Source organism: Bradyrhizobium sp. LTSPM299 (genome assembly GCF_000938235.1).
Taxonomy (GTDB): Bacteria; Pseudomonadota; Alphaproteobacteria; order Rhizobiales; family Xanthobacteraceae; genus Bradyrhizobium.
In genome coordinates this window covers 588,883-612,340 of the sequence record NZ_JYMU01000006.1, presented here as the reverse complement: position 1 = coordinate 612,340, position 23,458 = coordinate 588,883, and the positions used below count along the sequence as shown (strand labels likewise).

At 60.7% G+C, this 23,458-nt stretch carries 30 protein-coding genes and 2 tRNA genes; 11 read left to right on the top strand and 21 right to left on the bottom strand.

Features of this window, described 5'->3' with window-relative positions; translation table 11 throughout:
* Positions 1-170: 170 nt before the first annotated feature.
* On the top strand, positions 171-596 hold the full coding sequence (locus UP10_RS04085) for a cupin domain-containing protein (RefSeq protein WP_044586049.1): 426 nt from the start codon (positions 171-173) through the stop codon (positions 594-596).
* A 45-nt stretch (positions 597-641) separates the two neighbouring features.
* Here UP10_RS04085 and UP10_RS04080 read toward each other — a convergent pair whose 3' ends face one another.
* The 4 genes from UP10_RS04080 to UP10_RS04070 all read right to left on the bottom strand — a co-directional run bounded on the left by UP10_RS04080 (position 642) and on the right by UP10_RS04070 (position 3,778).
* Entirely contained in the window at positions 642-1,826 is a 1,185-nt protein-coding gene (locus tag UP10_RS04080; RefSeq protein WP_044586048.1) for a GNAT family N-acetyltransferase, read from the bottom strand.
* Between the two features lie 202 nt (positions 1,827-2,028).
* The gene (locus tag UP10_RS04075) at positions 2,029-2,973 is read right to left on the bottom strand and encodes an alpha/beta fold hydrolase (RefSeq protein ID WP_044586047.1); all 945 of its coding nucleotides are present in this window, start codon (positions 2,971-2,973) and stop codon (positions 2,029-2,031) included.
* A gap of 14 nt (positions 2,974-2,987) precedes the next feature.
* A complete protein-coding gene (locus UP10_RS46610; RefSeq protein WP_502692160.1) occupies positions 2,988-3,161 on the bottom strand; it encodes a DUF6966 domain-containing protein in 174 nt (57 codons plus the stop codon).
* Between the two features lie 170 nt (positions 3,162-3,331).
* Positions 3,332-3,778 carry a hypothetical protein gene (locus UP10_RS04070; protein WP_044586046.1) on the bottom strand — a complete coding sequence of 149 codons (447 nt, stop codon included), beginning with the start codon at positions 3,776-3,778 and terminating at the stop codon, positions 3,332-3,334.
* A 160-nt stretch (positions 3,779-3,938) separates the two neighbouring features.
* Here UP10_RS04070 and UP10_RS04065 point away from each other — a divergent pair, with 160 nt between their 5' ends.
* The 4 genes from UP10_RS04065 to UP10_RS04050 all read left to right on the top strand — a co-directional run bounded on the left by UP10_RS04065 (position 3,939) and on the right by UP10_RS04050 (position 8,312).
* Positions 3,939-4,169 (top strand): hypothetical protein, encoded by a 231-nt coding sequence (locus UP10_RS04065; protein WP_044586045.1) that lies wholly within the window; start codon positions 3,939-3,941, stop codon positions 4,167-4,169.
* A 139-nt stretch (positions 4,170-4,308) separates the two neighbouring features.
* Entirely contained in the window at positions 4,309-5,763 is a 1,455-nt protein-coding gene (locus tag UP10_RS04060) for a caspase family protein (protein ID WP_044586044.1), read from the top strand.
* A 75-nt stretch (positions 5,764-5,838) separates the two neighbouring features.
* Positions 5,839-7,860, top strand: a complete 2,022-nt coding sequence (locus UP10_RS04055; RefSeq protein WP_044586043.1) for a pyrroloquinoline quinone-dependent dehydrogenase — start codon at positions 5,839-5,841, stop codon at positions 7,858-7,860.
* 158 nt (positions 7,861-8,018) lie between these two features.
* Positions 8,019-8,312, top strand: coding sequence for an HdeA/HdeB family chaperone (locus tag UP10_RS04050; protein WP_044586042.1), 294 nt, complete (start codon positions 8,019-8,021; stop codon positions 8,310-8,312).
* A 58-nt stretch (positions 8,313-8,370) separates the two neighbouring features.
* On the opposite strand, the gene UP10_RS04045 is transcribed toward UP10_RS04050, so the two are convergent.
* Positions 8,371-8,835: a PaaI family thioesterase gene (locus UP10_RS04045; RefSeq protein ID WP_044586041.1), complete on the bottom strand. Its 465-nt coding sequence runs from the start codon at positions 8,833-8,835 to the stop codon at positions 8,371-8,373.
* Between the two features lie 38 nt (positions 8,836-8,873).
* Positions 8,874-10,349 carry an amidase gene (locus UP10_RS04040; RefSeq protein WP_044586040.1) on the bottom strand — a complete coding sequence of 492 codons (1,476 nt, stop codon included), beginning with the start codon at positions 10,347-10,349 and terminating at the stop codon, positions 8,874-8,876.
* Positions 10,350-10,494: 145 nt separating this feature from the next.
* Between UP10_RS04040 and UP10_RS04035 the strand changes: the two genes are divergently transcribed.
* The 3 genes from UP10_RS04035 to UP10_RS04025 all read left to right on the top strand — a co-directional run bounded on the left by UP10_RS04035 (position 10,495) and on the right by UP10_RS04025 (position 11,335).
* Positions 10,495-10,626, top strand: a complete 132-nt coding sequence (locus UP10_RS04035) for a hypothetical protein (RefSeq protein ID WP_044541543.1) — start codon at positions 10,495-10,497, stop codon at positions 10,624-10,626.
* Between the two features lie 110 nt (positions 10,627-10,736).
* Positions 10,737-11,009, top strand: a complete 273-nt coding sequence (locus UP10_RS04030; protein WP_502692151.1) for a hypothetical protein — start codon at positions 10,737-10,739, stop codon at positions 11,007-11,009.
* Positions 11,010-11,104: 95 nt separating this feature from the next.
* Positions 11,105-11,335, top strand: a complete 231-nt coding sequence (locus tag UP10_RS04025) for a hypothetical protein (protein ID WP_044541541.1) — start codon at positions 11,105-11,107, stop codon at positions 11,333-11,335.
* Between the two features lie 18 nt (positions 11,336-11,353).
* Here the strand turns inward: UP10_RS04025 and UP10_RS04020 are convergent, their stop codons facing one another.
* Entirely contained in the window at positions 11,354-11,542 is a 189-nt protein-coding gene (locus tag UP10_RS04020) for a hypothetical protein (protein WP_044586038.1), read from the bottom strand.
* 850 nt (positions 11,543-12,392) lie between these two features.
* Here UP10_RS04020 and UP10_RS04015 point away from each other — a divergent pair.
* Positions 12,393-12,578, top strand: a complete 186-nt coding sequence (locus UP10_RS04015; protein ID WP_044586037.1) for a hypothetical protein — start codon at positions 12,393-12,395, stop codon at positions 12,576-12,578.
* Positions 12,579-12,675: 97 nt separating this feature from the next.
* Positions 12,676-12,828, top strand: coding sequence for a hypothetical protein (locus UP10_RS43955; protein WP_156179645.1), 153 nt, complete (start codon positions 12,676-12,678; stop codon positions 12,826-12,828).
* 409 nt (positions 12,829-13,237) lie between these two features.
* On the opposite strand, the gene UP10_RS04010 is transcribed toward UP10_RS43955, so the two are convergent.
* The 13 genes from UP10_RS04010 to UP10_RS43940 form a co-directional block, all read right to left on the bottom strand.
* Positions 13,238-13,690: a hypothetical protein gene (locus tag UP10_RS04010; RefSeq protein WP_044586036.1), complete on the bottom strand. Its 453-nt coding sequence runs from the start codon at positions 13,688-13,690 to the stop codon at positions 13,238-13,240.
* Positions 13,691-14,646: 956 nt separating this feature from the next.
* Positions 14,647-14,919, bottom strand: a complete 273-nt coding sequence (locus UP10_RS04005) for a hypothetical protein (RefSeq protein WP_044586035.1) — start codon at positions 14,917-14,919, stop codon at positions 14,647-14,649.
* Positions 14,920-15,184: 265 nt separating this feature from the next.
* On the bottom strand, positions 15,185-15,448 hold the full coding sequence (locus UP10_RS03995) for a hypothetical protein (RefSeq protein WP_044586033.1): 264 nt from the start codon (positions 15,446-15,448) through the stop codon (positions 15,185-15,187).
* Positions 15,445-15,702, bottom strand: coding sequence for a hypothetical protein (locus tag UP10_RS03990; protein ID WP_044586032.1), 258 nt, complete (start codon positions 15,700-15,702; stop codon positions 15,445-15,447). The genes UP10_RS03995 and UP10_RS03990 overlap by 4 nt, the downstream gene beginning before the upstream one ends.
* 442 nt (positions 15,703-16,144) lie before the next feature.
* Positions 16,145-16,522 (bottom strand): hypothetical protein, encoded by a 378-nt coding sequence (locus UP10_RS03985; RefSeq protein WP_044586031.1) that lies wholly within the window; start codon positions 16,520-16,522, stop codon positions 16,145-16,147.
* Positions 16,523-16,953: 431 nt separating this feature from the next.
* Positions 16,954-17,163 carry a hypothetical protein gene (locus UP10_RS03980; RefSeq protein ID WP_044586030.1) on the bottom strand — a complete coding sequence of 70 codons (210 nt, stop codon included), beginning with the start codon at positions 17,161-17,163 and terminating at the stop codon, positions 16,954-16,956.
* Positions 17,164-18,351: 1,188 nt separating this feature from the next.
* Positions 18,352-18,525: a hypothetical protein gene (locus UP10_RS43950; protein WP_156179644.1), complete on the bottom strand. Its 174-nt coding sequence runs from the start codon at positions 18,523-18,525 to the stop codon at positions 18,352-18,354.
* Positions 18,526-19,220: 695 nt separating this feature from the next.
* Positions 19,221-19,412 (bottom strand): hypothetical protein, encoded by a 192-nt coding sequence (locus UP10_RS03975; RefSeq protein ID WP_044586029.1) that lies wholly within the window; start codon positions 19,410-19,412, stop codon positions 19,221-19,223.
* Between the two features lie 236 nt (positions 19,413-19,648).
* On the bottom strand, positions 19,649-19,819 hold the full coding sequence (locus tag UP10_RS45140) for a hypothetical protein (protein WP_197086734.1): 171 nt from the start codon (positions 19,817-19,819) through the stop codon (positions 19,649-19,651).
* 439 nt (positions 19,820-20,258) lie between these two features.
* Entirely contained in the window at positions 20,259-20,501 is a 243-nt protein-coding gene (locus UP10_RS43945; protein ID WP_156179643.1) for a hypothetical protein, read from the bottom strand.
* A gap of 136 nt (positions 20,502-20,637) precedes the next feature.
* Positions 20,638-20,713: transfer RNA gene (locus UP10_RS03970), tRNA-Ser, on the bottom strand.
* Between the two features lie 142 nt (positions 20,714-20,855).
* The gene (locus UP10_RS42515) at positions 20,856-21,752 is read right to left on the bottom strand and encodes a transposase (protein ID WP_082076982.1); all 897 of its coding nucleotides are present in this window, start codon (positions 21,750-21,752) and stop codon (positions 20,856-20,858) included.
* 161 nt (positions 21,753-21,913) lie between these two features.
* Positions 21,914-22,021 (bottom strand) — tRNA-Val (locus UP10_RS43940).
* A 161-nt stretch (positions 22,022-22,182) separates the two neighbouring features.
* Between UP10_RS43940 and UP10_RS03960 the strand changes: the two genes are divergently transcribed.
* Positions 22,183-23,223, top strand: a complete 1,041-nt coding sequence (locus UP10_RS03960) for a P63C domain-containing protein (RefSeq protein ID WP_044586028.1) — start codon at positions 22,183-22,185, stop codon at positions 23,221-23,223.
* 29 nt (positions 23,224-23,252) lie between these two features.
* Here UP10_RS03960 and UP10_RS43935 read toward each other — a convergent pair whose 3' ends face one another.
* Positions 23,253-23,444: a hypothetical protein gene (locus UP10_RS43935; protein ID WP_156179642.1), complete on the bottom strand. Its 192-nt coding sequence runs from the start codon at positions 23,442-23,444 to the stop codon at positions 23,253-23,255.
* Between the last annotated feature and the right edge of the window lie 14 nt (positions 23,445-23,458).

The window sequence follows — 23,458 nt, the reverse complement described above, 5'->3', positions numbered from 1 at the left end:
TCCGGGGGAAATGCCGGGATGCTTGCTTTGGCTGCAAGAGCCGACATCTCTCGTTTCCGAACTCTGGCCGCGCATCGCCGAAAGCCGAGCTTGCGCGCGCAATCGTCCGACTGCATTCTGCGCTCGAAAAACAGTCCATCGGCTGCACGCCGCAGTGTCGGAGAGCTTGAATGACCGCGAATGATCGACCGCAAGTGACCAGGAAAGGTCACGAGCACGGCAACACCGGTCAATCGGGCGGGCTGAAGCTCATGACTGGGGTCGGACCGCAGCATACATCGGCGAGCAAAATCTGGTTTGGCAAGGCCAGCAACCCGCCTGGCTTCCGTTCCTTGCCGCATCATCATGGCGAAGCCGAGACTGGCGCCTATGTGCTGTCGGGGCGCGCCCGCGTCTATTTCGGAAAGGACTTCCAGGAGTACGTTGATCTATCGGAAGGCGATTTCATGTTCGTGCCGCCCTATATCCCGCACCTCGAAGTCAACATGAGCACGACGGAAGAGCTTTGGTGGCTGGCCTGCCGGACGCCGGAGAACATCGTGGTGAACCTGCCCGATGTCGAGGACTCCTCGCTCGCAGGTTATCGTCGGGCTTGAAGTTGGCGCTGGGGCGCAATGCCTGAGGCCTCCAACGCCCATGCCCTAGCCGGACTTGCGGCGCCGGTTGCGGATGAAGTGGGCAGCGCCGCGCGCAGCCTCGTAGCCGAGGCTGTGCATCCTCACGGCGGCATGGATGACCGGCACCAGCGGATCGCGGCGGCGCAGCGGGATCAGCACGTCGCCGATCGCGAAGCGTTCGCGCCAGATCGGGTCGATCATGGGGTGGCCGGGCGCCGCGGTGGAATCGGCTGACGCAATCGCGGGATCGGCGCAGAGGTGGCGCGTAAGATCCAGCGTCAATTGCGTGCCCGGCGAATATTTCGCGAAGCGCTGGTCGATACCGATCTTGAAGAAGAAGGCGCGGTCCTGGTGGCGCACGACGATGCCGCCCGCGACCGGCGTCTCTCCGGCATGCAGCGTGATGATCTCGCAGCGGCCGGCTTCGGCCATCGCCATTGTCGCGCGGCGGATGAACGCGGCGTCGCCGGCATACTGGCTCAATGCGGTGCCGCGCTTGCCCTTCCAGCCGCCGGCTTCGAGGGTGAGGAAAATCTCGAGCGCGGCTGCGACCTCGCGCGGGCTACGGGCGACGTCGAAGCGCACCGCGCCATGATCGGCGAGGCGATTGCGCTGGCGGCGCAGCTCCTTCAGCTTCTTCGCGCCCACCGCGTCGCGCAGCAATTCATCCGCATCGCGCGTCGCGTCGAGCGCGGCGCGCGCATAGGCGCTCAGCATGCGCGGACGCAAGCCGTCGCGCGCCAGCGCCGCCTCGATCGCGGCCATGGCCGGGCCTTGCAGCGACATGGTGCGCAGGATCAGCGCATGCGCGCCGGAATTGCGCGCCTGCCGCAGCAATTGTGCCGCGGCGTCCTCCGCCGAGTCGCGATCGAGCAACGGCGTGCACAGCGTGCCGTAGGGCTCGGCGCCGACCAGGGCGGGCAGGGGGAGCTTATAGATGCGCTGCATCGGGAACACCGGCAGCAGGCCGATCAGTTGGCCGGCCTCGCTGACGGCGCTGAGCGCGGCGGCGCCGGTGCGGCCGCGCGCGGAGGCATTGACCGCCAATTCCCAGTCGGGCTGGTAGTAACCGTTGGCCTCGACCGCGCGCTCGGCGAGCGCACGCCATTGGCTGACCGGGGCGTCGGATAGCGGCGGCAACGCATGCGCATCCGCGGCATCGCTATCAGATGCACGGTGGAGCATCGCATGGTTAGCAAGTTCGGCCACGTCCCGTTTCCCCGTGCGCGAGGCGTCCCCCGGGTCGGCCTGCGCGCGTCAGCGGCAATGTTAGCTGAAGGAAATGGACAATGCCGTTGAAGCCGTCAGGCAATTTGAGCGGTAATGTTAACGGGGCGTTCAGTATGTGGGAGCGTCTACAGTTACTCACCCGATCAGGAAAAGCCCGTTGCGTGCAACGTTGCCGTCATTCCTATTTCAGAGACTGGTTGGCCAGGAATTTCAGGATCAGATCCGCAATCTCATCGTTCTTCTCGTCGAAAGCGAAGTGGCCCGCGTCGAGTTGATGCACTTCGGCATCCGGAACGTCGCGCTTGTAGGCGTCTCCGCCGGCCGCGATGAACGAAGGATCGTTTTTTCCCCAGGCGACGAGTGTCGGAGGCTTGTGCTCGCGCAACCAGCTTTGCCACGCCGGATACGAAGCGACGTTGGTCCGGTAGTCGTAGAGAAGCGCCGACTGGATCTCGCGCTGCCCCGGTTGTTGCAAATGGGCGTATTCGTCGGTCCAGGTGTCGGGATTGTAGCGTTCCGGATGCGAAGTCCCGAGGGTGTGACGTTGCTCGGTCGCGGCCTGCGACACGAACGCGTCGAAAACTTCGGGATGGGCTTTCGGATCGGTCCAGTACTGCGCGATCACGGCCCATTTGGCGCCCAAACCCTCGCTGTAGGCGTTGGCATTCTGGACGACGAGAGCCTGCACCCGCTGCGGACGCGCCGCCATCACGCGGAAGCCGACCGGACCGCCGTAATCGTGAAGATAGAAGACGCATTTGTCGATTCCGAGCTGATCGAGCAACGCGCTCGTCGTCTGCGCCAGATGATCGAACGTGTAAGCGTACGACGAAGGCGATGGCGCATCGCTGTGACCGAAACCGGGAAAATCCGGCGCGATGAGGTGATACTGTGTCGCCAGCAGAGGAATGAGGGGATCGAACTCGCGTGAGGAGGACGGAAACCCGTGCAACAGAACGATCGTCGGTGCGCCTTTCGGGCCGGCCTCGCGATAAAAGATGCCGACGCCATCGACCGTCACGCGGTGATAGGTCGTGGTTGCCGAAGTCGACGGCAGTGGATGAGCCTGACCGGCATCGGCCGTGATCAGCGCGGCGGCAGCCGCCAAAACAGCTTTTGCTTTCATGCTCACGTTCTTCCTTAGGGGTCTCGGGGCGATAGGTCATTAAATGACCCGATGCCCCCATACCACGATCTTATGGTTGGTAAGTCGATCGGTGATTCCTCAACTATCTCGCGCAGCCGAGACGACCAATATGTCTCTCCTGCATCTTCCAACAAGACGCTTGCCTTCGTAAGCGCATCGCGCAGCATGCGCTCAGCTTCACTAGCATGGGTCATCGGTTGTTCAACAACACTGCGGCGACATATTGGAGATAGTTCCTGGGCGGATTGGAGCCAACGACCTCATCGCCATTGTGCGTTGCACGCCGGTGTCTCGCCTTCGCAGGGACGACAGCGGAGTTAGACGCAAGCCATCGATCTCACCGCGCGGCCGTCGTGCCCACCGGAGCGGAGCTCTCGATCGGCTCGTAATTTTCCGTCAGGCAGTTGTCGTCGGCCTCGGCCTGCCGGCGATCGGAGACCACGCCGTTGTCGATGAAGACGCGATAGGTCTGGGTGCCGAGCGGCTTGCCGATCACCGATGTCAGCTCGGCGCGCACGCAGGCGGTCCAGCCGCGACCGCGCAGATCATGCAGCGGCGCCGAGACCCGCACATGGGTCGGCTGCGAGCCCGCGGTGAACACCGACTCCAGCTTGGCGCCGACCAGTTGCTTGACGTCTGGCGGCGTTTCGAGCGGCGCCATATCGGTGGCTTTGACCTTCAAGATATCCGGCCACACCGCGTGGCTGTCCGCCAGCCCGCAGCCGCTTAGCACCACCGTGGCGCCGGTCAGCAGCGCCGCAATACAAACTCGTCCCTGTCCCATGGAATTTATTTAATGTGCAGCCGCCAAGATTGCGCCCCCCTGATGGGGTTGAATTCGCATCGCCCGGCGCGCTTTGTCGATCAACAAATGCTGATAGACAAGTCATCGTCGGCATGTTGGTGTTGCCGAATGTTTCTGCGGCTTGCGGGGAGAGGTTGACATGAAGAGGTTGACGATTGCGGCCGTCGTTCTGGCAATGATTGCGACCCCGACGCTGGCCCAGGGCCGGCGGGGCGGCGGGGGTGGCGACGACAAGAAGACGGAAACCAAACCCAAGGTCGATGAGAAGGCCTACAAGGCCGCGCTCGATCGCATCCCCGAGCCCAAGGAGAAATACGATCCCTGGGGCGTCACCAAGCCGGCCGCCGATCCCGCCAAGAAGCCGAAATAGGTCCCGATACAGCGTGGCCTCGCACCTCCCGGATCAAGCGTTGAATCCGGCCGCTACGGCGCTTCACATTGACGCGCAGGCATGAACCTTCGCCTGGAGCATCCCGACCAAATCCTGACTCGATCGTCGGGAGGTCGCCATGATCAGCCGCACACTGCTCAGCCTGCTTGTATCAGCCGCGATCCTGCTCGGTGGCTCGCCGGCATCAGCGGAAAGCCGCCTTGCGTTGGTCATCGGGCAATCCGCCTACAAGTCGGTCCCCGCGTTGCCCAATCCGGCCAATGACGTAAAGGCCATATCACAGATGCTGACCGATTCCGGATTTGCCGTGACGTCGGCGTCCGATCTGTCGCAGGACGAGATGCGCGCACGCATCAGCGAGTTCGCCGGCCAGGTCGCCGCGAAGGGAGCCGACACCGTGGCGCTGGTGTTTTATGCCGGCCATGGCCTGCAGATCGACGGCGAGAACTATCTGGTGCCGGTCGATGTCGATCCGAAGCGTGAAGCCGACATCCCGCTCCAGGCGGTCCGCCTCAACGATATCCTGAATACGCTGACCTCGGTGCCGAGCCGGATGCGTATCCTGTTGCTCGATGCCTGCCGCAACAACCCGTTCCCCGAGCTCGGCAAGAGCGCGGGCCACGGGCTCGCCATCATCGACGCCAAGGTCGGGGTACCGGGCACGTTCGTGTCGTACTCGACCTCACCGGGTGCGGAAGCCGAGGACGGCAGCGGCGCCAACAGCCCCTACACGACGGCGTTGCTGGCCTCCGCCAGGGGAAAGGGAATTCCGATCGAGGACACCTTCAAGCGCGTCCGTCTCGCGGTGAACAAGGCGACCGATGGCCGGCAGACGCCGTGGGACTCGTCGTCGCTCACCGAGGATTTCAGCTTCGCTGCCGGCGTGGGGCCGTCGTCCGCGGCGAGCCCGAAGCCTGCCGCGGCCAAACGCACCGCCGAGGAATGGAAGCGCGACTTGCAGGGCATGGCGGTCGAGGCCGCCAACGAGCTGATCGTGGTCGACGGCACCGATGAAGCCTATGCGGCATTCGCCGTGCTCTACGCCGGCACGCCGCGCGGCTTGCAGGCGCGCGACTGGCTCGACCGCCATCGCCGCATGGTGGCGTGGAATGACGCGGTTCTCGTCAACAATGCCGCGGCCTACCGCGCCTTCCTCGCGCAGTATCCCGACAGCGACCTGACCGCGACCGGCAACAAGATGATCGAACGGCTGCGCTACCGTCCCGACGCGATCGCCGCGGCGATCAGCCTGCCTGCGACCAATGTGGCGCTGGCGGCGCCGATCTGTCCCTGCAACAGCGCGCCGCCGCCGCCGCCGCCGCAGCTGCAGAAGGCCGATATCCCCGCGCCGAAGGTCGACATCCCGGCGAAGAAGCGCGTTGATCCCACTCCGCCGAAGCGCGCGGGCAAGCGGCCGCCGCGGTATGTCGATGACGACGATGTCGTCGTGGAGCGCCGTCCGCCGGTCGTGGTCTACGAACCCGCCGGCCCGCCGGTCGGCGTCGGAATTGGCTTCGGCGGCGGGTATGGCGGCCGCTTCGGCGGCGGCGGCTTCCGCAGGGGTGGATACTGACGCGCCGATGGCTTAAATCGTCGCAGATACGCGGTGCGGCGAATAGTCAATGATCGCATCGGCCGGGGGGATGCAATGCGATCAATGTTTCGCCTGCTTGCGGTGCTGCTGCTTTGCGCGACACCGGCCCTGGCCTGGGAGCATTGGGGTGGCGATCGCGGGGGCACGCGCTTCTCGCCGTTGACGCAGATCACGCCTGATAATGTCGGCAGCCTGGTGCGCGCCTGGGAGTTCCGCACCGGCGATCTTGACGTCCGTGCGCCCGAGGTCATGAAGCGCACCAAGTTCGAGACCACGCCGCTGGTCGTCGAGGACAGCCTGATCTTCTGTACGCCGTTCAACGAGGTGGTCGCGCTCGATCCCGGCACGGGAGTGCAGAAGTGGCGCTACGATCCGAAGATCAGCACCGCGCAGCGTCCGGCCAACCGCTATGTCTGCCGCGGCGTCGCCTATTGGGTCGATGATCGTGCGGCGGAAGGCAGTGCCTGCCGGTCGCGGATCTTCACCGGCACCAACGACGTGCGCCTGATCGCGCTCGACGCTAGAACCGGCCAGCCCTGCGCCGACTTCGGCGCCAATGGCGAGGTCAGGATCGACGCCGGAATCAAGCTGGAATGGCCCGGCGAGTTTCAGATCACGTCGGCGCCGGTGATGGGTCGCGGCGTCGTCGTGGTGGGATCGTCGATATCGGACAACCGCCGCGTCGACGCGCCGCTCGGCACGGTGCGCGCCTATGACGCCCGGACCGGGCAGCCGCGCTGGACCTTCGACCCGTTGGTGCATGAGGGGATCAACGCCGGCGGGAGCAATGTCTGGGCGCCGATGTCGGTGGACGAGGAGCGCGGCCTGGTGTTCCTGCCGACGACGTCGCCGAGCCCGGATTTCTGGGGCGGCAAGCGCCCGGGCAACAACGAACATGCCAACTCCGTGGTGGCGCTGCGGATCGCGACTGGCGAACTGGTCTGGGCGTTCCAGACCGTGCATCACGACGTCTGGGATTATGACCTGCCGGCGCAGCCGACGCTGGCGCGGATCGATACCGGCGACGGCATGCGCGATGTCGTGATCCAGCCGACCAAGCAGGGCTTCGTGTTCGTGCTCGACCGCGACACCGGCAAACCGGTCTGGCCGGTCGAGGAGCGCGCGGTGCCGCAGGGCGGCGCGGAGGGTGAGCTGCTGTCGCCGACGCAGCCGTTTCCCAGTCATGTGCCGCCGCTGCTGACGCAGCGCATCTCCGCCGATGATGCGTTCAGCCTGTTGCCTGGATTTGGCGGCGCCTGCAAAAAGCTGCTCGCCGACGCCCGCAATGAGGGCCTGTTCACGCCGCCATCGACGCAGGGAACGGTGGTCTATCCGATGACCGGCGGCGGCGTGAACTGGGGCAGTGCGGCATTCGATCCGGTCAACCAGATCCTCTACGCCAACACCAGCCATGCCGTGCACATGATCAAGCTGATCCCGCGCGAGGAGGCCAAGGGCTTCAGCCCACCGGCCGGCCATGATTTCGGCCGGCAGGAGGGCGGCCCGTTTGCGATGTCGCGGTCGGTTGCGATGTCGCCGCTCGGCTTGCTCTGCAACAAGCCGCCATGGGGAGAGATGGTGGCGGTCGACCTGAAGGCTGGCAAGATACTCTGGCATTCGATGGTCGGCACCAGCGAGGATGTGGCGCCGCTCGGCATCGCGTTCCATTGGGGCACGCCGCTGCTCAGCGGCGTCGCGATCACCGCGGGCGGGCTGGTGTTCACCGGCGCGATGGATGCCTATCTGCGCGCGTTCGATGCCAAATCGGGCCGCGAGCTGTGGCAGGGCCGGTTGCCGGTGCCGGGCATCGCCAATCCGATGACCTATCTCTGGAAGGGCGAGCAATATGTCGCGATCGGCGCCGGCGGCCATTCCGAAGCCGGCACCTCGATCGGCGACAGCGTGGTGGCGTTCCGCCTGCCGCGCCAGGGCGAGGGGGTGTCGCTGTGGTCGCGCCTGATCGACCGTCCGGGCGGGCGCTTTGCCGGCAAGGTGGCCGCGGCCGGTCTTGTGCTGATCGCGCTCGTCGCGCTGCTGTGGCGCTGGCGGCGGAGGCGCCGCGTGAAAGCCGTCTGATGTCGCTTTCTCAATCCGTGCAGCGAAACGACGTGCGGTTTGATCTGTGCGGTGCCATGCTTGCGTTCGGCACGACGTATCGTTTACGACGTCGCAAGCCGAAGCGCCGGGCTTTCCGGCGACCTGTTCATTTACAATTATCGCTCACAGAGATTTTCATGAAGATCACTGCTTCGATCCTGCTCGCCGCCGCGCTCGCGTTCTCGTCGGCGCCCGCCAATGCCGTTGTCCTCGATCTCTCGACCATGACCTGCAAGCAATTCATCGAGAGCGGCGACGATACCATCAAGCTGGTGCTGACCTGGATGGACGGCTGGTACAAGGGCGATTCCGACGAGGCCATCATCGACACCGACGTGTTCGTCGAGAACGCCAAGAAGTTCGGTACCTATTGTGGAAAGAAACCGACCATCAGCATCGTCAATGCGGCCGAAGCCGTTCTGGGAAAATAGTCTTCTTGTTTGAGCATGGTCTTTCGGCAAACCGCTCCACACTTTTCCGGATCATGCTCTAGCCAGGCAGCATCGCGAACGCGCTCGACACCATCGCCACCGGCTTGTTGTCGGTGGCGGACAATAGCGTAACGCGGCCGAAACTCATGGTGCGGCCGAGCCGGACAATGCGCGCGTCCGCGAGCACGTCGGATGCGGTCACCGCGCGCATGAAATGCGTGGTCTGGTCGACCGTGGTCATCGGGCGATAGCCCTTGTTGGCCGCGAGGTTGGCCAGCACCATCGCGGTGTCGGCAAACGCCATCAGCGCCTGGCCGGACACGATGCCGCCGCTGCGGCAGATCCGTTCCGAGAACGGCATGCGCAGCACGGCGCCGGGCTGCCAGTCGGCGGCGTTGCCGGAGGGTGCTGCGAAGTCGAACTGCTCGACCGACAGATTGAGATCCTGCACCCACGGCGCAAAGATCTCGCCGAGCGCGCGCCTGGCCTCGTCGATCCCGAACTCTCCGGCTTGCTGCTCCATGACGTCCTGTTTCCTCTGCTGCTCGCTGTTGCGTGCGCTTAGCCGCGCGTCACATGGACACGCGGCTTCTCGCCGCCATTCCATTTGCCGCCGATTGCCCGCTCGATCTGGGCGGCGAGCTGCAGCAGCAACCCGTCATTGGCCTGCTTCGCGATGACCTGGATGCCGAGCGGCAGGCCGTGCTCGTTGGTTGCCAGCGGCAGCGAGATCGCGGGGATGCCGCAGAGATTGGCGAGCGGCGTGAAAGCGAAGTTGCGCCAGAGATTGCCGAACCAGTCCAGCACCGACGGATTGTCGCTGATCGTCAGATATTCTGATGTGCCGATCTTCGGCGTCGGCAGCGCCGTGATCGGCGTCAGGATGATGTCCCAATCCTCGAAGAACGCGCCGAAGCCGCGCGAGGTCGTGTTGAACACCGCCTGCATGCGCGCGCGGTCGGCAAATGAGGTGTGCCGGCCATGTTCCCAGATGCGGACGTTGATCGGCTCGATCAGCTCCGCGGGCGGCCGCTCGAGCCCGCGCGCGGCGAGCATGTTGTCGATCACGACGGCGAAATTGCTGATGTAGCAGGTGGTCTGTGCCGCGAAGGCTTCATTGTAGTCGAGCGACGGCAGGGCGTAGTCGACCTGATGGCCGAGGCTCTCGAGGAAGCGTCCGACCTTCTCGAGCTCGGCCGCGATATGCGGCGTCGCTCGATAGTCGCCCCATTGATGCGACAGCGCGATCTTGAGCCGGGCGGGATCGCGCGTGATTGTCGTGGTGTAGGGCTCGGGCGGGGTCCAGAACGGCATGAACTCGCCGGGCGCTGGGCCGCGGCAGGCATCGACAAAGGATGCGGTGTCACGCACCGAGCGTGACTGGCAGCCCTGGATCGAGACCAGCCCAGAAAGATCGGACAGATGCGGCGCCAGCGAGAACACGCCGCGCGACACTTTCAGTCCGATATTGCCGTTGACCCCTGCGGGAATGCGGATCGATCCGCCGCCGTCGGTCGCATGCGCGATCGGGACGACGCCGGCGGCGACCATCGCCGCGCTGCCGGCCGACGAGCCGCAGGTGGTGTAGTCGGTGTTCCAGGGATTGCGCGTGACATAGACTGCCGGGTTTTCAGCCGAACTGCAGACCCCGAACTCCGGCGTCGTGGTGCGGCCGATCAGATTGAGGCCGGCCTTGCGCAGTTTCGTGGTCAGGAAGGTGTCGGCGGTGGCGCGGTTGCCGCGCATCATCAGCGAGCCCATTTCCTGCAGCCGACCCTTCAGCGTCGGGCCGAGATCCTTCATCAGAAAGGGCAGGCCGGCGAAGGGACCGTCGAGGTCGGCGCCGTCTTTGGCCGGATCTTCGATTACATCCTGAAACAATTCGACCACGCCGCAGAGCGCGGGATCGACCTTGGCGACAGCGGCGGTCGCCTGGGCGGCCAATTCCCGGGGCGTCAGCTCGCCTGTCCTGACGCGCTCGGCGAGTGCCGTTCCATCGTGCTGCGCCCATTCGTCCCAGCTCATCGCCAAAGTCATGCCGTCGATTCCTTATCTTGATTTGTTCGCACTGTAATTTGAGCGGGGGCCGGGTCAAACCACCCCTCGCGTGTGGCGGCGTTCCCGGCTTGAAAATGCCCCAGTTTTGGGGCCCTATTCACCCTCGTTGGGGATGGGGCCGTTTATGTTCCGCAGACTGGTATTGCTGGGCGGCGTGATTGCGATCGGGCTTGCGCTCGGTGGCTGCACCAAGTGCGGCCCGATTTGGGATGACTGGATGCAATCGCCGAAATCCTGCAAGTCGGACAATCTCTAGGACCTGCTCTTGGACCTGAAAGTTCTTGGGCAGGCGCGCTTGGCGATGCCGTTTTTGCGGTGGTATATCCCCTCACGAAAATGCAAGGGAGCGTCTTCATGAGAGTTTTGATGGCAGTCGCCGTCGCGGCGTTTGTGGCGGCGCCGGCCTATGCGCAGATGCCGCAGATCAACCTGATGCCTGAGGTCAAGAGCAAGACCCAGGAAGAGAAGGATCAGGACGCGGTCGCGCAGAAGGCCTACAAGGACTCGCTCAGCAAGATTCCCGATGCCAAGACATCGTCCGATCCGTGGGGCGCGGTGCGCAGCGATGCGCCCAAGGCGGCGGCCCGTCCCGCCAAGCCGAAGACCAAGACCGGAAGCACCGCGCAAGGCAGCCAGTAGCGCCGGCCTGCGCCGCATCGTTCTCCCGCAGACTCGGATTCTGCCAGCGCCGGCCCTATATTGCGGTGGTCGTCAGGTGGTCCGGAGTTGCGACAATGGTCTTTCGTCCGCGCGATCTCGCCAGCCGAATGGCCGACCGGCGCAAGCCGGATGACGGCTATCTGCGCGTGACCTTCACCCTGCCACGCGACGAGGCCCGATCGCGGGCGCGCGACTTCCTCGACCGCTACCCGAAGGCCGCCTATATGAGCGCCGTCGAGAGCTGGCGCGAACTTCCCGGCGGCGCTATCGAGTTCACGATGCGGCGGCTGGCGAGTGCGGATTAGAGCCATTTCCGTTCGGCGTCAGCGGGCCTGATCCTGCTGGATCTTCTTCAGCTCGCGGTCGATCCGCAGCTGCACGCGGCGAATGGCCAGCAGATTGAGCTTGGCCTCGGTCTTACCCGTGAAGTCCCGTTCGCCGATCTGAAAGCGCCATTTCCAGACGCCGACCGCAACCTGCGTGACGCTGAATTCGATACCCTTGTGGATCATGTTTGAAAGCTCCGCGGGAATCAGGGGCGGGCGCTTGGCTATTTAAACTATAAGTTGTTTCAATATAAAAAGCTCGTCAAACGATATTGTGACGCACCAGGCCCGGTCTGGCTCAACAATCGGTGTCTTCGGTCCAGCCCGGAGGCTCGCAATTCGCGTGCAGTCGTGGCCGAGGTACGTGACTGGGCACTTATCGTGACGAACACCGGTGGAACTCGCGTGTTCCATTGAAGGCTACGCAGTTTTTTCAGGCCTCAGGAGGTGTACCAAGGTAGTAGGTGTCGGCCCCAATCGCGTGTCGTTCAAAGGCGAAGCGGGCGGGTATTCGAATGTTGATTTAAGCGTATGATCTTAAAAAGTAAAATTTGGAATCCCGGAGGCGGTCGGAGGGCTCGGAACTTTGTTCTCGCCCGGAGAACTACGGACGCCGGCGCCCCCCGTCGTTGCGTTGTGCGCTGTATGATATTGGCTTGGGCGTCGGAGCCAGGACTGCAGGATGGAACCGTACGATTCGCGGGAGAAGGTCAAGGTCACAGCGGGTGCGGTGGCGGCCGTCGTGATGACCGCGATGCTGTTTGTGGTGCTGTTCGCAGTCCTGATTGCCCCATAAGGGCCGACGCAGCTTAAAATTCTCGACGCCAATGAGCCGAAGAGATCATCGCATAAGGCGAACTCGGTAGTCCTACTGAGAACGCACCAAGGCACGGTTACGGCTAGCTGAATTCAATAGGATCATCGCCGGGATTCGACTTCGCACGCTGCAGGTTACCTGGGCCGCGACCATGAACAATTGTCGCCGGCCGACAGAATGAAAGAAGCCGCCAAATGAGGCGGCCTTACAGGGGATAAAATGACAGACGCACCGTTCAAGGTAGGCGACCGAGTAAAGAAGCGCTCAGGTTACGAATATCCGGGTTTCATCGTGTCGGTTTTTATAAACCGAGCGGGGGCCGTTCGGTATGTCGTGGAGGCGGACCACTCTGCCTTCTCCGGCATGTTGCACATCTTCAATGGCGACCAGCTTGAACATCGCTAGGCAAACTGGGCCACTGCCAAAAAGCAAACTAGGCCACTAGGGGATAAAACAGGTCAGTACCCGCCGGCCGGTGCTGTCCACTGCTGAGCCATTTACGATGCAGATGGCCCCCGGTCGGCTCACGGGACGTTTCGATCTCACGAAGCGAAGTGAGGCGATCGCGATGATTGAGATGCTCAATGTCATGAAGGCGTTTCTTGAAAACGATGAGGCCGCTGAGCGATATGGCCGCAACCCAGATGAGGAATGAAAAGAGGCCGCCTCAGTTGGCGATCTCGTGCGGATTGATGCCTATATAAGAGGCTATGCATCTATCGGTGCATATAGGGGAACGAAGTCTCGGTATTCTTACTGAGAACATTGCCCTAAGCGACTTAGGACACTCTCAAAATCAACTTAGGACACTTGGGGTTAAATACGGACAGTACCCGCCGGCCGGTACTGGCCGAAATAGGCCACTCGCAGATGCGAAATATGCCACTGTGCTATTTGGGAATAACGCCCGCAGTTGCGACTGCGGGCAAGCGCATTACGAGTTCAAGGCGCTTTAGAACCGAATCCATGGTATCGCCGGGCACAGCGCTATAGACGTTTGGATTTGGTGCATGGAAGATCGAGCATGAGCCGGATACACTTGCGCCGGCCCTGCACCCCACCGGTTAGTCGACATTCAGGTTCGCAGCTCGCCGGGCTGCCAGAAATTGCTTGGCGAGATCGACACTGTTGGCCGTTCCGTCTCTCACCTTGTCGAGGTGGAGCAATGCGGTCTCCTTGCCTAAGGCGATATGATCTTGTTCACCCATGACGCTTCGCGCGAGGTCGTCGCCGATTTCCGTAATCTTTTTCTCCTGAACAAGATCGGTCTTGGCCTTCTTCGTTTCCTTTTCAGCGCCCTCAGCTCGCTTAACCTGGACACCCAATAGTGCGCCCACACCGGCGAAAGCGGCGGCCTCGATCGAGTGAAAAATAAGCAAATACTTGGCCCAGTGGGTTTCGTTATCGAGATTGAACCACAGCACGACTATTCCGACGACCCAGAGACCGATTAGGAGCAGTGCGACGATGGTCTCGAGCGGTCCAAGCGTTTTCGTAAGTGAAGGTTTGTCGCTCATTCTTGCCTCCGCAATTTAGCTCACAACCAATACTTGCATACCATCAAACGCACCTCTACCGCGGCAAGTGAGTGCGTTGCGGATCGCGTTGATTATGGCCAAGGTCTCCCGCACCTCTGAACGGGAGAATCCGCGATGGAAGTAAAATGTCCACAATGCGGTCTAACTGCTGATTGCACTCCTCTCCCATCAGGATGGACGATAATGGGGGGATCGGTCGCAGAGGTTACCCAGCTTTGCCAAATGCCTGATATCGAACACAGGCGGCCAGCCACATGCACTTGGTGGCAAGAGGAGGCCCACGAAATGACGGGCGGCCCATAGGTCCCTAGAGCGGCCTACTTTTTACCGGACGTTCTCTGCCGTGTTCATGCTTGCGTGCGTCGCAGCGCTGGAGCTTGAACAGGTGGTGTTGGAGGAAATCTAGCTGGCGAGGCAATCGTGCGATTTTTGTTAGTCGGGCTTTTCCTTTGCGGATTTGCCACCGCAACCTGTGCAGATGAGTACCGCGCCTGTCAGGAGAAAGATCGCCCGACCATCGGCATGACCGAGGCGCAGGTGGAAGCGACATGCTGGGGTAAGCCAGACAGTACCTATAAGGTCCCCGACGGAAGAACCGGGTGGTCTATCGACAGGGATTCATATTTTTTACTGACGGCAAGCTATCAATCATTTACGAAGGGCATCATCAAACCTACTAGCTAATTCGGCCCTTGTGGCGTTTGCGCCATAATACCGCTGTTTCTGATTCGGGGCAGGTTCGAGGCGGGCGCCGGATGCGGTTCACTCCAGAACCTCGTACTCAAACGCCACGCCCTCCGGGTCGTTCTCCACGAACCATGTCTCTGCGGCGTCCTGGTTGGCGAACACCTTGATGTGCTCTTTGTCGCCAACCTACTTGCTGGTGTTGACATAGATGAAGACTGTCATTGGTCTCTCTTGAGCTTACGTTTGCCTCAATGGTGGTCTTTCCGGTCTGGATTAAACTCGCGAACCTTGTACCGGTTCAGCGCCTGCATGAACCCGATCCGGGCCAGCATGGTCGGCCGGTTGAGCTCTACAGCCAGCATTAGTTCCGAAATTGCGGTCTGCCATTCCTTCGCCGCGGCTTCCGTTTTTGGCAGAGCTGTAATGTAAGTCGCCGCATCATGCAGCGTTACGAGCGCGCGACCTTCGGGCAACTCGATCGGGTCATCGAACCTGCGCTGCCAACCGCGCGCTTTGGCCAAATCTACCGCTCTGCCGCGCCGTCGCCTTGCTCGGCGATTGGAAGAGTTATTGGCGTCAGCGGCGACGGCCGCCGTTCGCTATGCTCGTACCTAGCGGCAAGATCCAAGAGACGTCGGCGGATGAAGGGATCGGCTCGTGCAGCAAGATCGCGCACCAAACTCGCACGCTGCTTCTTAAATTGGTCGTCCAACATGTCTGACACTCCAAACGCTACCGACTGAAAGCCTGGATGATAGCTCAGTAATCGCGTATGGAAAAGCCATCTCAGGCGAAGAGATCCGCCCCAGCCGGCGTAAACTTCACGAAGGTCCCGCTCTCGTGATAATCGAGCCAGCCGCGCTTGATCGCGAATTGCAGGCCAGCCCAGTATTCTGCCGCGGTCGCCTTGTCCCCGAACAACATCTTGCCGTTGATGACCTCGGTGTATATCCGGCCGTCCCGAATCGGCTCGAAGGCGTTGGCGCGTTCCAGCAGCCGGCGCGCGGCTTTCTCCGGGTCAGCATAAGGGCGAGGCTCGGCGTACTTCATCCTCCACCGATACTGTGATTCTGCGCGTGGAGTGAACGGCGGTCACCCGTCAGCTTCTCGACGTAGTCGTCGATCGCGTCGATCAGCGACCGGCCTGGAACGCCGGTCCGGCTCTTGAGGAGCAGGTAGTCGCGCAGCTTCTGCAACTGCTCAAGGTCTGCCTTGACGCGCTCCGCTTCGATGTCCTCGTCGAGCTTGCGCAACTTCTCTTGCTGGTAGGCTCGCGCCGCGGCTCGGTTTTCTGCTTTGGTCATGCCCCATCACAACGACATCGCTGCGGAGATGCAAATTTACAATCGGTCGTGGCGCGGAACTGTGCCGGGCTACCGCGTGTCGTGGGTGTGGAAAACGATCCCGCAATTTCGCTCGGTGACTATAACCATTACGGTCGCGAAGGCGGCGTCGGTTCCTGCTTCGTCGTCTCGTGCGATCGGTTCATGAGTGATCGGATCGTCGAGCCCTCTACTGCAGCGTCGTCCGCACCATTGGCAACGCGTTCAGGCGTGCACTTCGTTGAGGGCGGACTTCCGCATTCTCGCGCCAGCGCCTCCCATCCCACGCACTTCCCAGCCTGATTGCGATAGCCCGGTCCACCCTTGTCACCGCATGCGGACAGAGCTGGTTGGCTGGCCAAAACCAGCACGAAAGCTATTGCTGCTTTCGCCATCATCGCGTGTCTCCGGCCTGCGCGTTAAGTCACTCCGCTGCTGGCGGCTTGCCCTGAAACTGGATGTTGCATTTCTTGGCGATCGACGCCTGCTCGACAGCCACCATCTGTCCCTTCATTTGGGATAGCTCGGCGGCTGTCTGCTTATCGCCACCCACAAAGAACGCCGCTGGCCAGAAGATGACGACCGCGGCCGCGGTCGCAAGGCCATCCTTGGTTCGCTGGCTGTCCTGAGCGCCTGACAGGGTAGCTGCCCGGGTCGATATTGCTTGAGCCTCGAGCGCCAATTGCTGGCAAGTGTATGATTGGTAGGCCACCGGTGAGACATATGCCGGCGCAATATCCGACGCCGCCGACGCACAACCACCGAGCGCGGCGCAAAGCGCCACGACTGCAAAAACACGCATACTGATTCCCCCTGACCCAGCGCAACCCAAGCGCAACTTACGGTGGAGAGCAAGCCGTAGACCTACGGGGCGCCCCGAAAGGGGATGGATTTTTAACGAAGATCAGCGTCTCGGCTGGTTGCCTGCGACTGTCTTCGGTCTAGCTGCCGATCCTTTCGTGGCCGGGAGTCAAGAATATCCGGCAGCGGTGGCAGTTGGGGACGCGGCTCGGGACTTGGCTCGCTGCCCGGATCGTCCTGGACCTTCGCCCGTTGTCTGATTGCGAGGCCAATCAGGCTGACAACTGCCAACACGGCTCCTGCGAGCATCAGCCAGTGCGGTAACTCCAGCCATTCCATCGCGGTCCTGAGAGTGTCCAACCTACCTCTTCTCCTTCAGTCCGATCTGACGACCCGACCGATGTTCCGCAATCGGAGAGCAATCGTCGCCAATCAGCCAGTCGGAAACAGCTTATCCGTGGCTTTGTCCAAATACTTATCGGCGCCCCGCGCGTTCGCCAGATGTCCAACCAGAGCCCCCGAAGGCTTGTAAATGTTGATGCCTCTTAGGTCGTAGAGCTTCTTTCCCTTGAGGTCGAAGATAGCTGAGCCGATAACAATCGCGACGCGAACCCCACTGCTGTTGAAAATATTTCCGTCCATAGGATAGCTATTTCCCCTCCGCCTTCAGCTTGCTCTTCCGCGATTGAATGGCACCGACGGTGCGGTTCATCTTCAGAGCGATCGCTGGCGCTTTCATTCCGGAAGCCAGCAGCTTGCGCAACATATCGTCGTCGGTGAGCGTTCAGGGGCGGCCGGCTGGACGTGGGCCCGTCATTTGCCGTCACTAATCTTCCGGCAGACTTCCGCTACCTTAGCTGTACCGTGACATCCGAACGACCGTCGTCCGACATCCGCCATGCCGCCGCTCCGAAATAGGCGGTGAAGAACAAACCCGTGACAATGAAAAGCGCAAAAGCGAGCCGGCTCATTTGTTCGACTCCGAGGATAACCCCCGGTTTCATTCCAAGCACTTTTCGCTGATTCGGGAAACGCCCAGTCCGATTTCTGTATTGGCACCAAGCCGGTGACAAGCGGGGAGAGCTGATCACTGCTCGCTAGCGGAGGTTGCGTCGCAGGTGCTGACGGCCTTGTGGGTGCATTTTCCGCTCGCCATTGCGCCGACCGAGGAGCAGGCTGCAATACACAACCGAACTGTTGGTCAGGAGCAACGTTCATGAAAAGGTTGTTGCTTGCCGTCGCCGTCATCCAGAGCATGACCGTCGCGGAAACTGTTTTGGCGCAGTCGCTCGACTGTGCCACCGACCGGCCTATCTGCCCGGACGACGGGTCTACGCCGTCTGGAAATTTCCCGGACTGCAGCTGTCCGAAGCCTTCGAGCTGCGGCGATTTTCCCGATTTTAGTTATTCCTGCTCGTTCGATAATTTAAGCTTCGCCTGGTCTTGCGTATGCACCGACAACCGGCAGCCGGCAGGACCGGCTACGCCGACACCTCCGGCTGACAAACCTGATTTTTGCACCAGTATCCCTTGCCCTGGCGGAGGCGTCGCACATGGAGTGCCGGGGACTGGAAGCTTCGTTTGCACCTGCTCCGACGGAACTTCGCCAAAGGGGTCGTCGTCGAGCCGTTTCGATCCGCGTCGTTTAATCGCCGGCATGCCTTTTAAGCCCAATTCGCAGTCGGCACGGCGCATGTTCGAACGATTGACGCGGAACCGGAACACGGCGGACGAGAATGCCGCCGCCTGTCTCGCTAGTCCCTAAAAGATACGCCGCCGGGCTCGAAATACATTGTCCCGGCGGCGACCTTAGTGTTCCGGCAGCACTCGTCAGAGGCGCTGATGGCACGTCGTCAAAACAAACGCGGCCTTGCTGCATTGCCACTCGCCACCGAGCGCATCACTTGAAACGGGACGGGGGGCAGCCAGCGCCAACAGAATGGCGCCGCCGGCCAGCAAATTGATAATTACCAGGGTGCGCGCTTTACGGATCCAGCCCATCATAGCCGTCACTCCTTCTGAGTTGATGGGAGCAGGCTAGGCGGGATTTGTTTCCGGCCTAATTCGTCCGCTCTGGAAAATGGTTTCGCCGCCAGCCAGAGACTCGTCCGTGCGCTGGTGCTGAGCGATCGGGACAAGACAGCGGGCAATCCGGATCCGCACCAGCGGCCTCGCCAAAGCATATGCACCTATCAGTGCATATGGGGAACAGACTCTCCGTTCTCTTACTGAGAACATCGGCCCAACCAATTCAGGACACTGCCAAAATCAAATTAGGCCACTAGGGGTCGAAACAGGCCAGCACCCGGCTGAGCAAGCCAATTTCTTTGAACATGGAAAGAATCGTCTCGTTATGCCCGCCGTGGCAACGCGAGATAATCCGCCAGAAAATCCGGATGATAAAAACAAGAACAAAAATGGAGGCGGCGGAGGCGGCGATGATGGACTTACCGAACTTGCCCTCGACCCCTTGCTGATCGCGCTTTTGAAGAAGATACCAACGTCGGGGGGAGTGGCCCGCTCCGCAGCGTTTACGCTGGTTTCGAACGTTCGCAATGAACGTCTCGCAAATCTACCACGGCGAAATGGACGATCCAGTCGAAATGAAAATCGAGTTGGAAGGTCCGCCCGTAGGAACCGGAACGTCTAAATATGCCTAGTGAAAGAGGCCGCCAACTGAGGCGGCCCCGTTAGCAGGTTTAAGTAATCGGCGGTCTGCCAATTGCACCCAGCATTCCGTTCAGCACGTTGGTCGGAGTGTGGTCCGTGGCGTGCGAAAGGGCATCAAGGGCCTTGCCCGCAAGGTATCCAATAAGCCACTCGATGGGGCCGCCGCCCGACACCCGATCCAGTTCGTTGAAGTTCAATTCGACACTGATTTCGTTGTGCATGCCTCTCTCCTGTTTGTCGGAGGAGGGACAATCCCCGCCAGCCGCGAGGACAGGCATACGCGCGGATCAGGTTGCCTGCCGTGCTATACATCACACAAGCATCACATTTCAAATTAGGCCACTGCCAAATTCAAAATAGGCCAGTTGCGCCGGAAACAGGCCAGTACCCGCCGGCCGGTGCTGGCCGAAATAGGCCACTCCCAGATGCGAAAAAGAGGCCGCCAACTGAGGCGGCCTTACTCTTCCTTGCGCCATGCTCCAAGCAGAAACCTGCGCCGAGGTGGACCGCCAGCCAGCCTTTGGGTGTCGGTCAGATCAACTGCATTTCGCTTCATCCAGAACTTGACCGCCGCGCCAAAGATTAAGAAGGGCGCGACGTAGATGGCGAACACTTCAAGTGCGCGCATCAGCCAACTCCGGTCCAGGTGGACACGGCAACGATCATAGCACCAAGAACAAATCAAAACAGGCCACGGCCATTTTCAAACTAGGCCACTAAGGGTCGAAACAGGCCAGTACCCGCCGGCCGGTGCTGTCCTAATTCGGACACTCTCGTTCATAAACTAGGACACCTCACGTCTACCCCGGAAGGCCTCGACGCACCCAGCCCGCGTCGGGGCCTCTCGTTTGGTGATCCTGACAACACAACGCCGCCCGCTTGAAATGATTGCAGACGGCGTTGGTCCTAGCCCCGGGAAGGTGATTGCAAAATCCCGTAAAGGTTAGTCAGCACAACGGACGCAAAGGTTCATGGCCCAGATGGGTCATGGCGCGGACAAAGTCGGGCGACACTCGCGACGGGGAATTAGGACACCCTGTGGATAGGTCGCACACTGGGGACATCGGTCACTCATTTTTCGGGACGATCCGAACCACAGAATCGGATAGCCCAAGGCGCTTCCGGCGCGCTTCCTCAAAGCGCTTCTTCACCTCCGGCTCGGCGTCCAGTCTGTTTTGAATGAAGAAATCCAGCGCAGCCCGGATCATGTCTCTTTCAGGGGCATTGTAGTGCGCGGCACAAAAATCATTGAGCATGGACTGCCAAGGTTCGCCCAAGCCAAGCCGCGCGCCTTTGGACGGATTTGACACGCCAGCATTGCTCCTTGAGGTACGTTGAGGTACCTTAACGTACCTCACGACGTTGAGCCATGTGATTCGACGGCTGACTTGATGTCGCGCTAAAGAAAAACCGGGCACCCGCAAGGATGCCCGGCTGTAGTGAAAGTGGTGGACTCGGCTGGATTCGAACCAGCGACCAGGAACTTAGTAGGGACCTGCTCTATCCACTGAGCTACGAGTCCGAAAGCCGCCGCAAACGGCCTTCAGCATTCGCCCCGCCCTTCACACGGCGGGGCGAATCGCATTAGAGATAACGTTGTCACAATAGCTGATTTGTTGATTCCGTCCGAATCGGCGGCGCGATTTTTTTGTGAATGTCCACCATCAATCATTGTCTTTCCCGCCTTGAATTATGCGGAAGCTTCGCGTTACCCGCACCGGGCGATTCGGCTCTAATGGCAGCACGGCGTCCAACAAATCCCCAATGCTCCAAACGCGCTCAGCGATGCCCAGCGCGACTGCCGGCGTGGTGCGCAGCGCCTCATGAACGCGGCAGAGGTTATAGTGAGCAACGTACAGGCTGACCGCCGCAGCGTGGTTAGTGAGCTTCTTTGAAAAGCCATTGGTGAGCCGAGCGAACCGCTTCTGCGTCATGCGCAGCGTGAGGTTCTGGCGCTCAACATAGCTGGTCGAGATATGAGCCGGCATGCCGCTCTCTACCTCACGGCTTACTGCTACTACTTCAGCTGGGCTGTAGCGGCGAGCGGCGTCTTTTACAGCCAGGTTCGTTACACTGTAGGTCTTTACGATCACGCCATGATGCGCGCGGCCGGCGAAGGCGTCGCGGATAGCCATCTTGTAGGGGTGAAAGCCATCCGTGCTGATCTCGGGCGCCCCGATCACGCGCTGGCGTAGGTCCTGCACAAACAGGTCCGTATTCTCGCTGTCTCGCTTGCCGGTGCGGTAGCTGATGATGGCCTTAGCGGAGGCCGACATTCCAATGAACGTGTACTGGTCGCCCTTATGGCTGATCTCATGGCGCTGGACGCGCTTTTGCTTCTTGCCGACGTATCCCCAAATCTCGTCAAGCTCCAGCCGACCGCAGCGAATGCCGACCATCATACGGTCGTGCAGTTCCGCGCAGCCGCGGCCGACACGCTCACCAAGGCGCATGATGGTATCGCGGTGAATGCCGGTGATGCGCTCAGTGGCGCGGATGCTCTGGCCTTCGGTGAGGCAGGCGATGATTTGGATCTGTTGGTCGCGAGAAAGTACGTTCACGAAGCTCATCCTTCGGGTTGAAGGGGATGGGCTTCCGGCGACTCTGGAACATGCGCCCGCCAAGGCGTATATTACTCAGAACGGTTGTCGCTTCGGGCTCATCCCCGGAGTGGTGATCGGGGGTCGTTTCCGCGCCAACGGCGACGGCCCCACTAGTTTGATGGTGGAAGCGGTCAGATTCGAACTGACGGGACCCTGCGAGGGGTTTGGACGCCCAAAGGTCCGGCGAGGGGTAAGCTCGCTGCAATAGGCCACTCTGCCACGCTTCCGCACACAAAAACGCCCCGCCAGCCGAAAGGCCGGAGGGGCGTTTGCTTGTGTGTGTCTGAGCAACCATGGAGACCATAAAGCATATGGACCCGGAACTTGCAAGCATGTACTTGCAAATACCTGTAATCCTCCTATTATGCAAGCATTGGAGGAAACAAATATGGATAATGAGCCGACCGGAAAATCCAAGGGTGGGCTAGCTAGGGCCAATTCGCTATCTGGAGATCAGCGCAAAGAGATTGCTCAGGCCGCAGCCAAAGCGCGATGGGCCGGGGATTTGCCTTATGCCATTTATGGCTCATCCGACCGACCCTTGCGGATTGGTAAGCTTGAGGTGCCTTGCTACGTTTTGAGCAATGAGCAACGTGTTCTGACAGATCGCGGCATCATCGCCGCGCTTGGAATGGCTAGAGGCGGGGCCGGTTCCTTCTCCTCTGGTCAGGGCGATAGACTTCAGCGTTTTGTGACTGGAAACGCCTTAAGTCCCTACATTTCCAATGACTTGCTCAATGCGATAAGAAATCCAATTCCCTTTAGGGTGAAGGTGCACGGTGCCGGTATGCGGCGCGCGCTCGGCTATGACGCCGAGGCCCTTCCAGGAATTTGTGAGGCCGTCCTTCAAGCTCGCGCGGATGGCGTGCTGCATCCAAGACAGCTTCACATTGCTGCGGCATGTGAGTTGATTGCTCGCGGCTTGATGCGAGTCGGCATCATTGCTCTAGTTGATGAGGCGACCGGATATCAGAAAGATCGCGCTCGCGATGCGCTGGCGGAAATTCTTGAGCAGTTCATCGCTAAAGAATTGAGGCCTTATATTCGGATGTTTCCGAGTGAGTTTTATGAGAACTTGTTTCGCCTGCGCGGGCTAGAATTTCCGAGAGATAGTGGCAAAAAACCACAATACTTCGGCCATCTGACCAATGACATTGTTTGGGCAAGGCTCGCCCCCGGCGTGTTGGAGGAAATGCGAACAATTGTTCCGAAGAGAGAAAGCGGGAAAGGACGAAAGTACCCTTTCACGCGGCGATTAACGGAAGATACTGGGCACCCAAAGATGCGAGAGCATCTGGCATCAGTTACAACAATTATGAAGCTGAGTGATGAGTACGATGATTTTGAAGTGAAGCTTGATCGCGTGCATCCCCGATTTGATGAGACCCTCGCGCTGCCATTGTTCGATAAAGATGGGGACCCAGTATAAAATGAAAAAGGCCGCCAACTGAGGCGGCCTTACTCCTTCTCCCGCTCCGGATGAAACGAGGCTTTCTCAGCCATCATTTTCTCTATTAGGTCGGCAAGCCCGTCTTGAAGCATCTTGTCGTTGATTTGGGACGCTACCCGCTTATAGCGGATAATCTTCGCGTCAATATCGTCGCACTTCTCGCACATGACATGCCCTGCTTCGTTGCAGGCAGCAGCCAATAGGGCCACCTGTA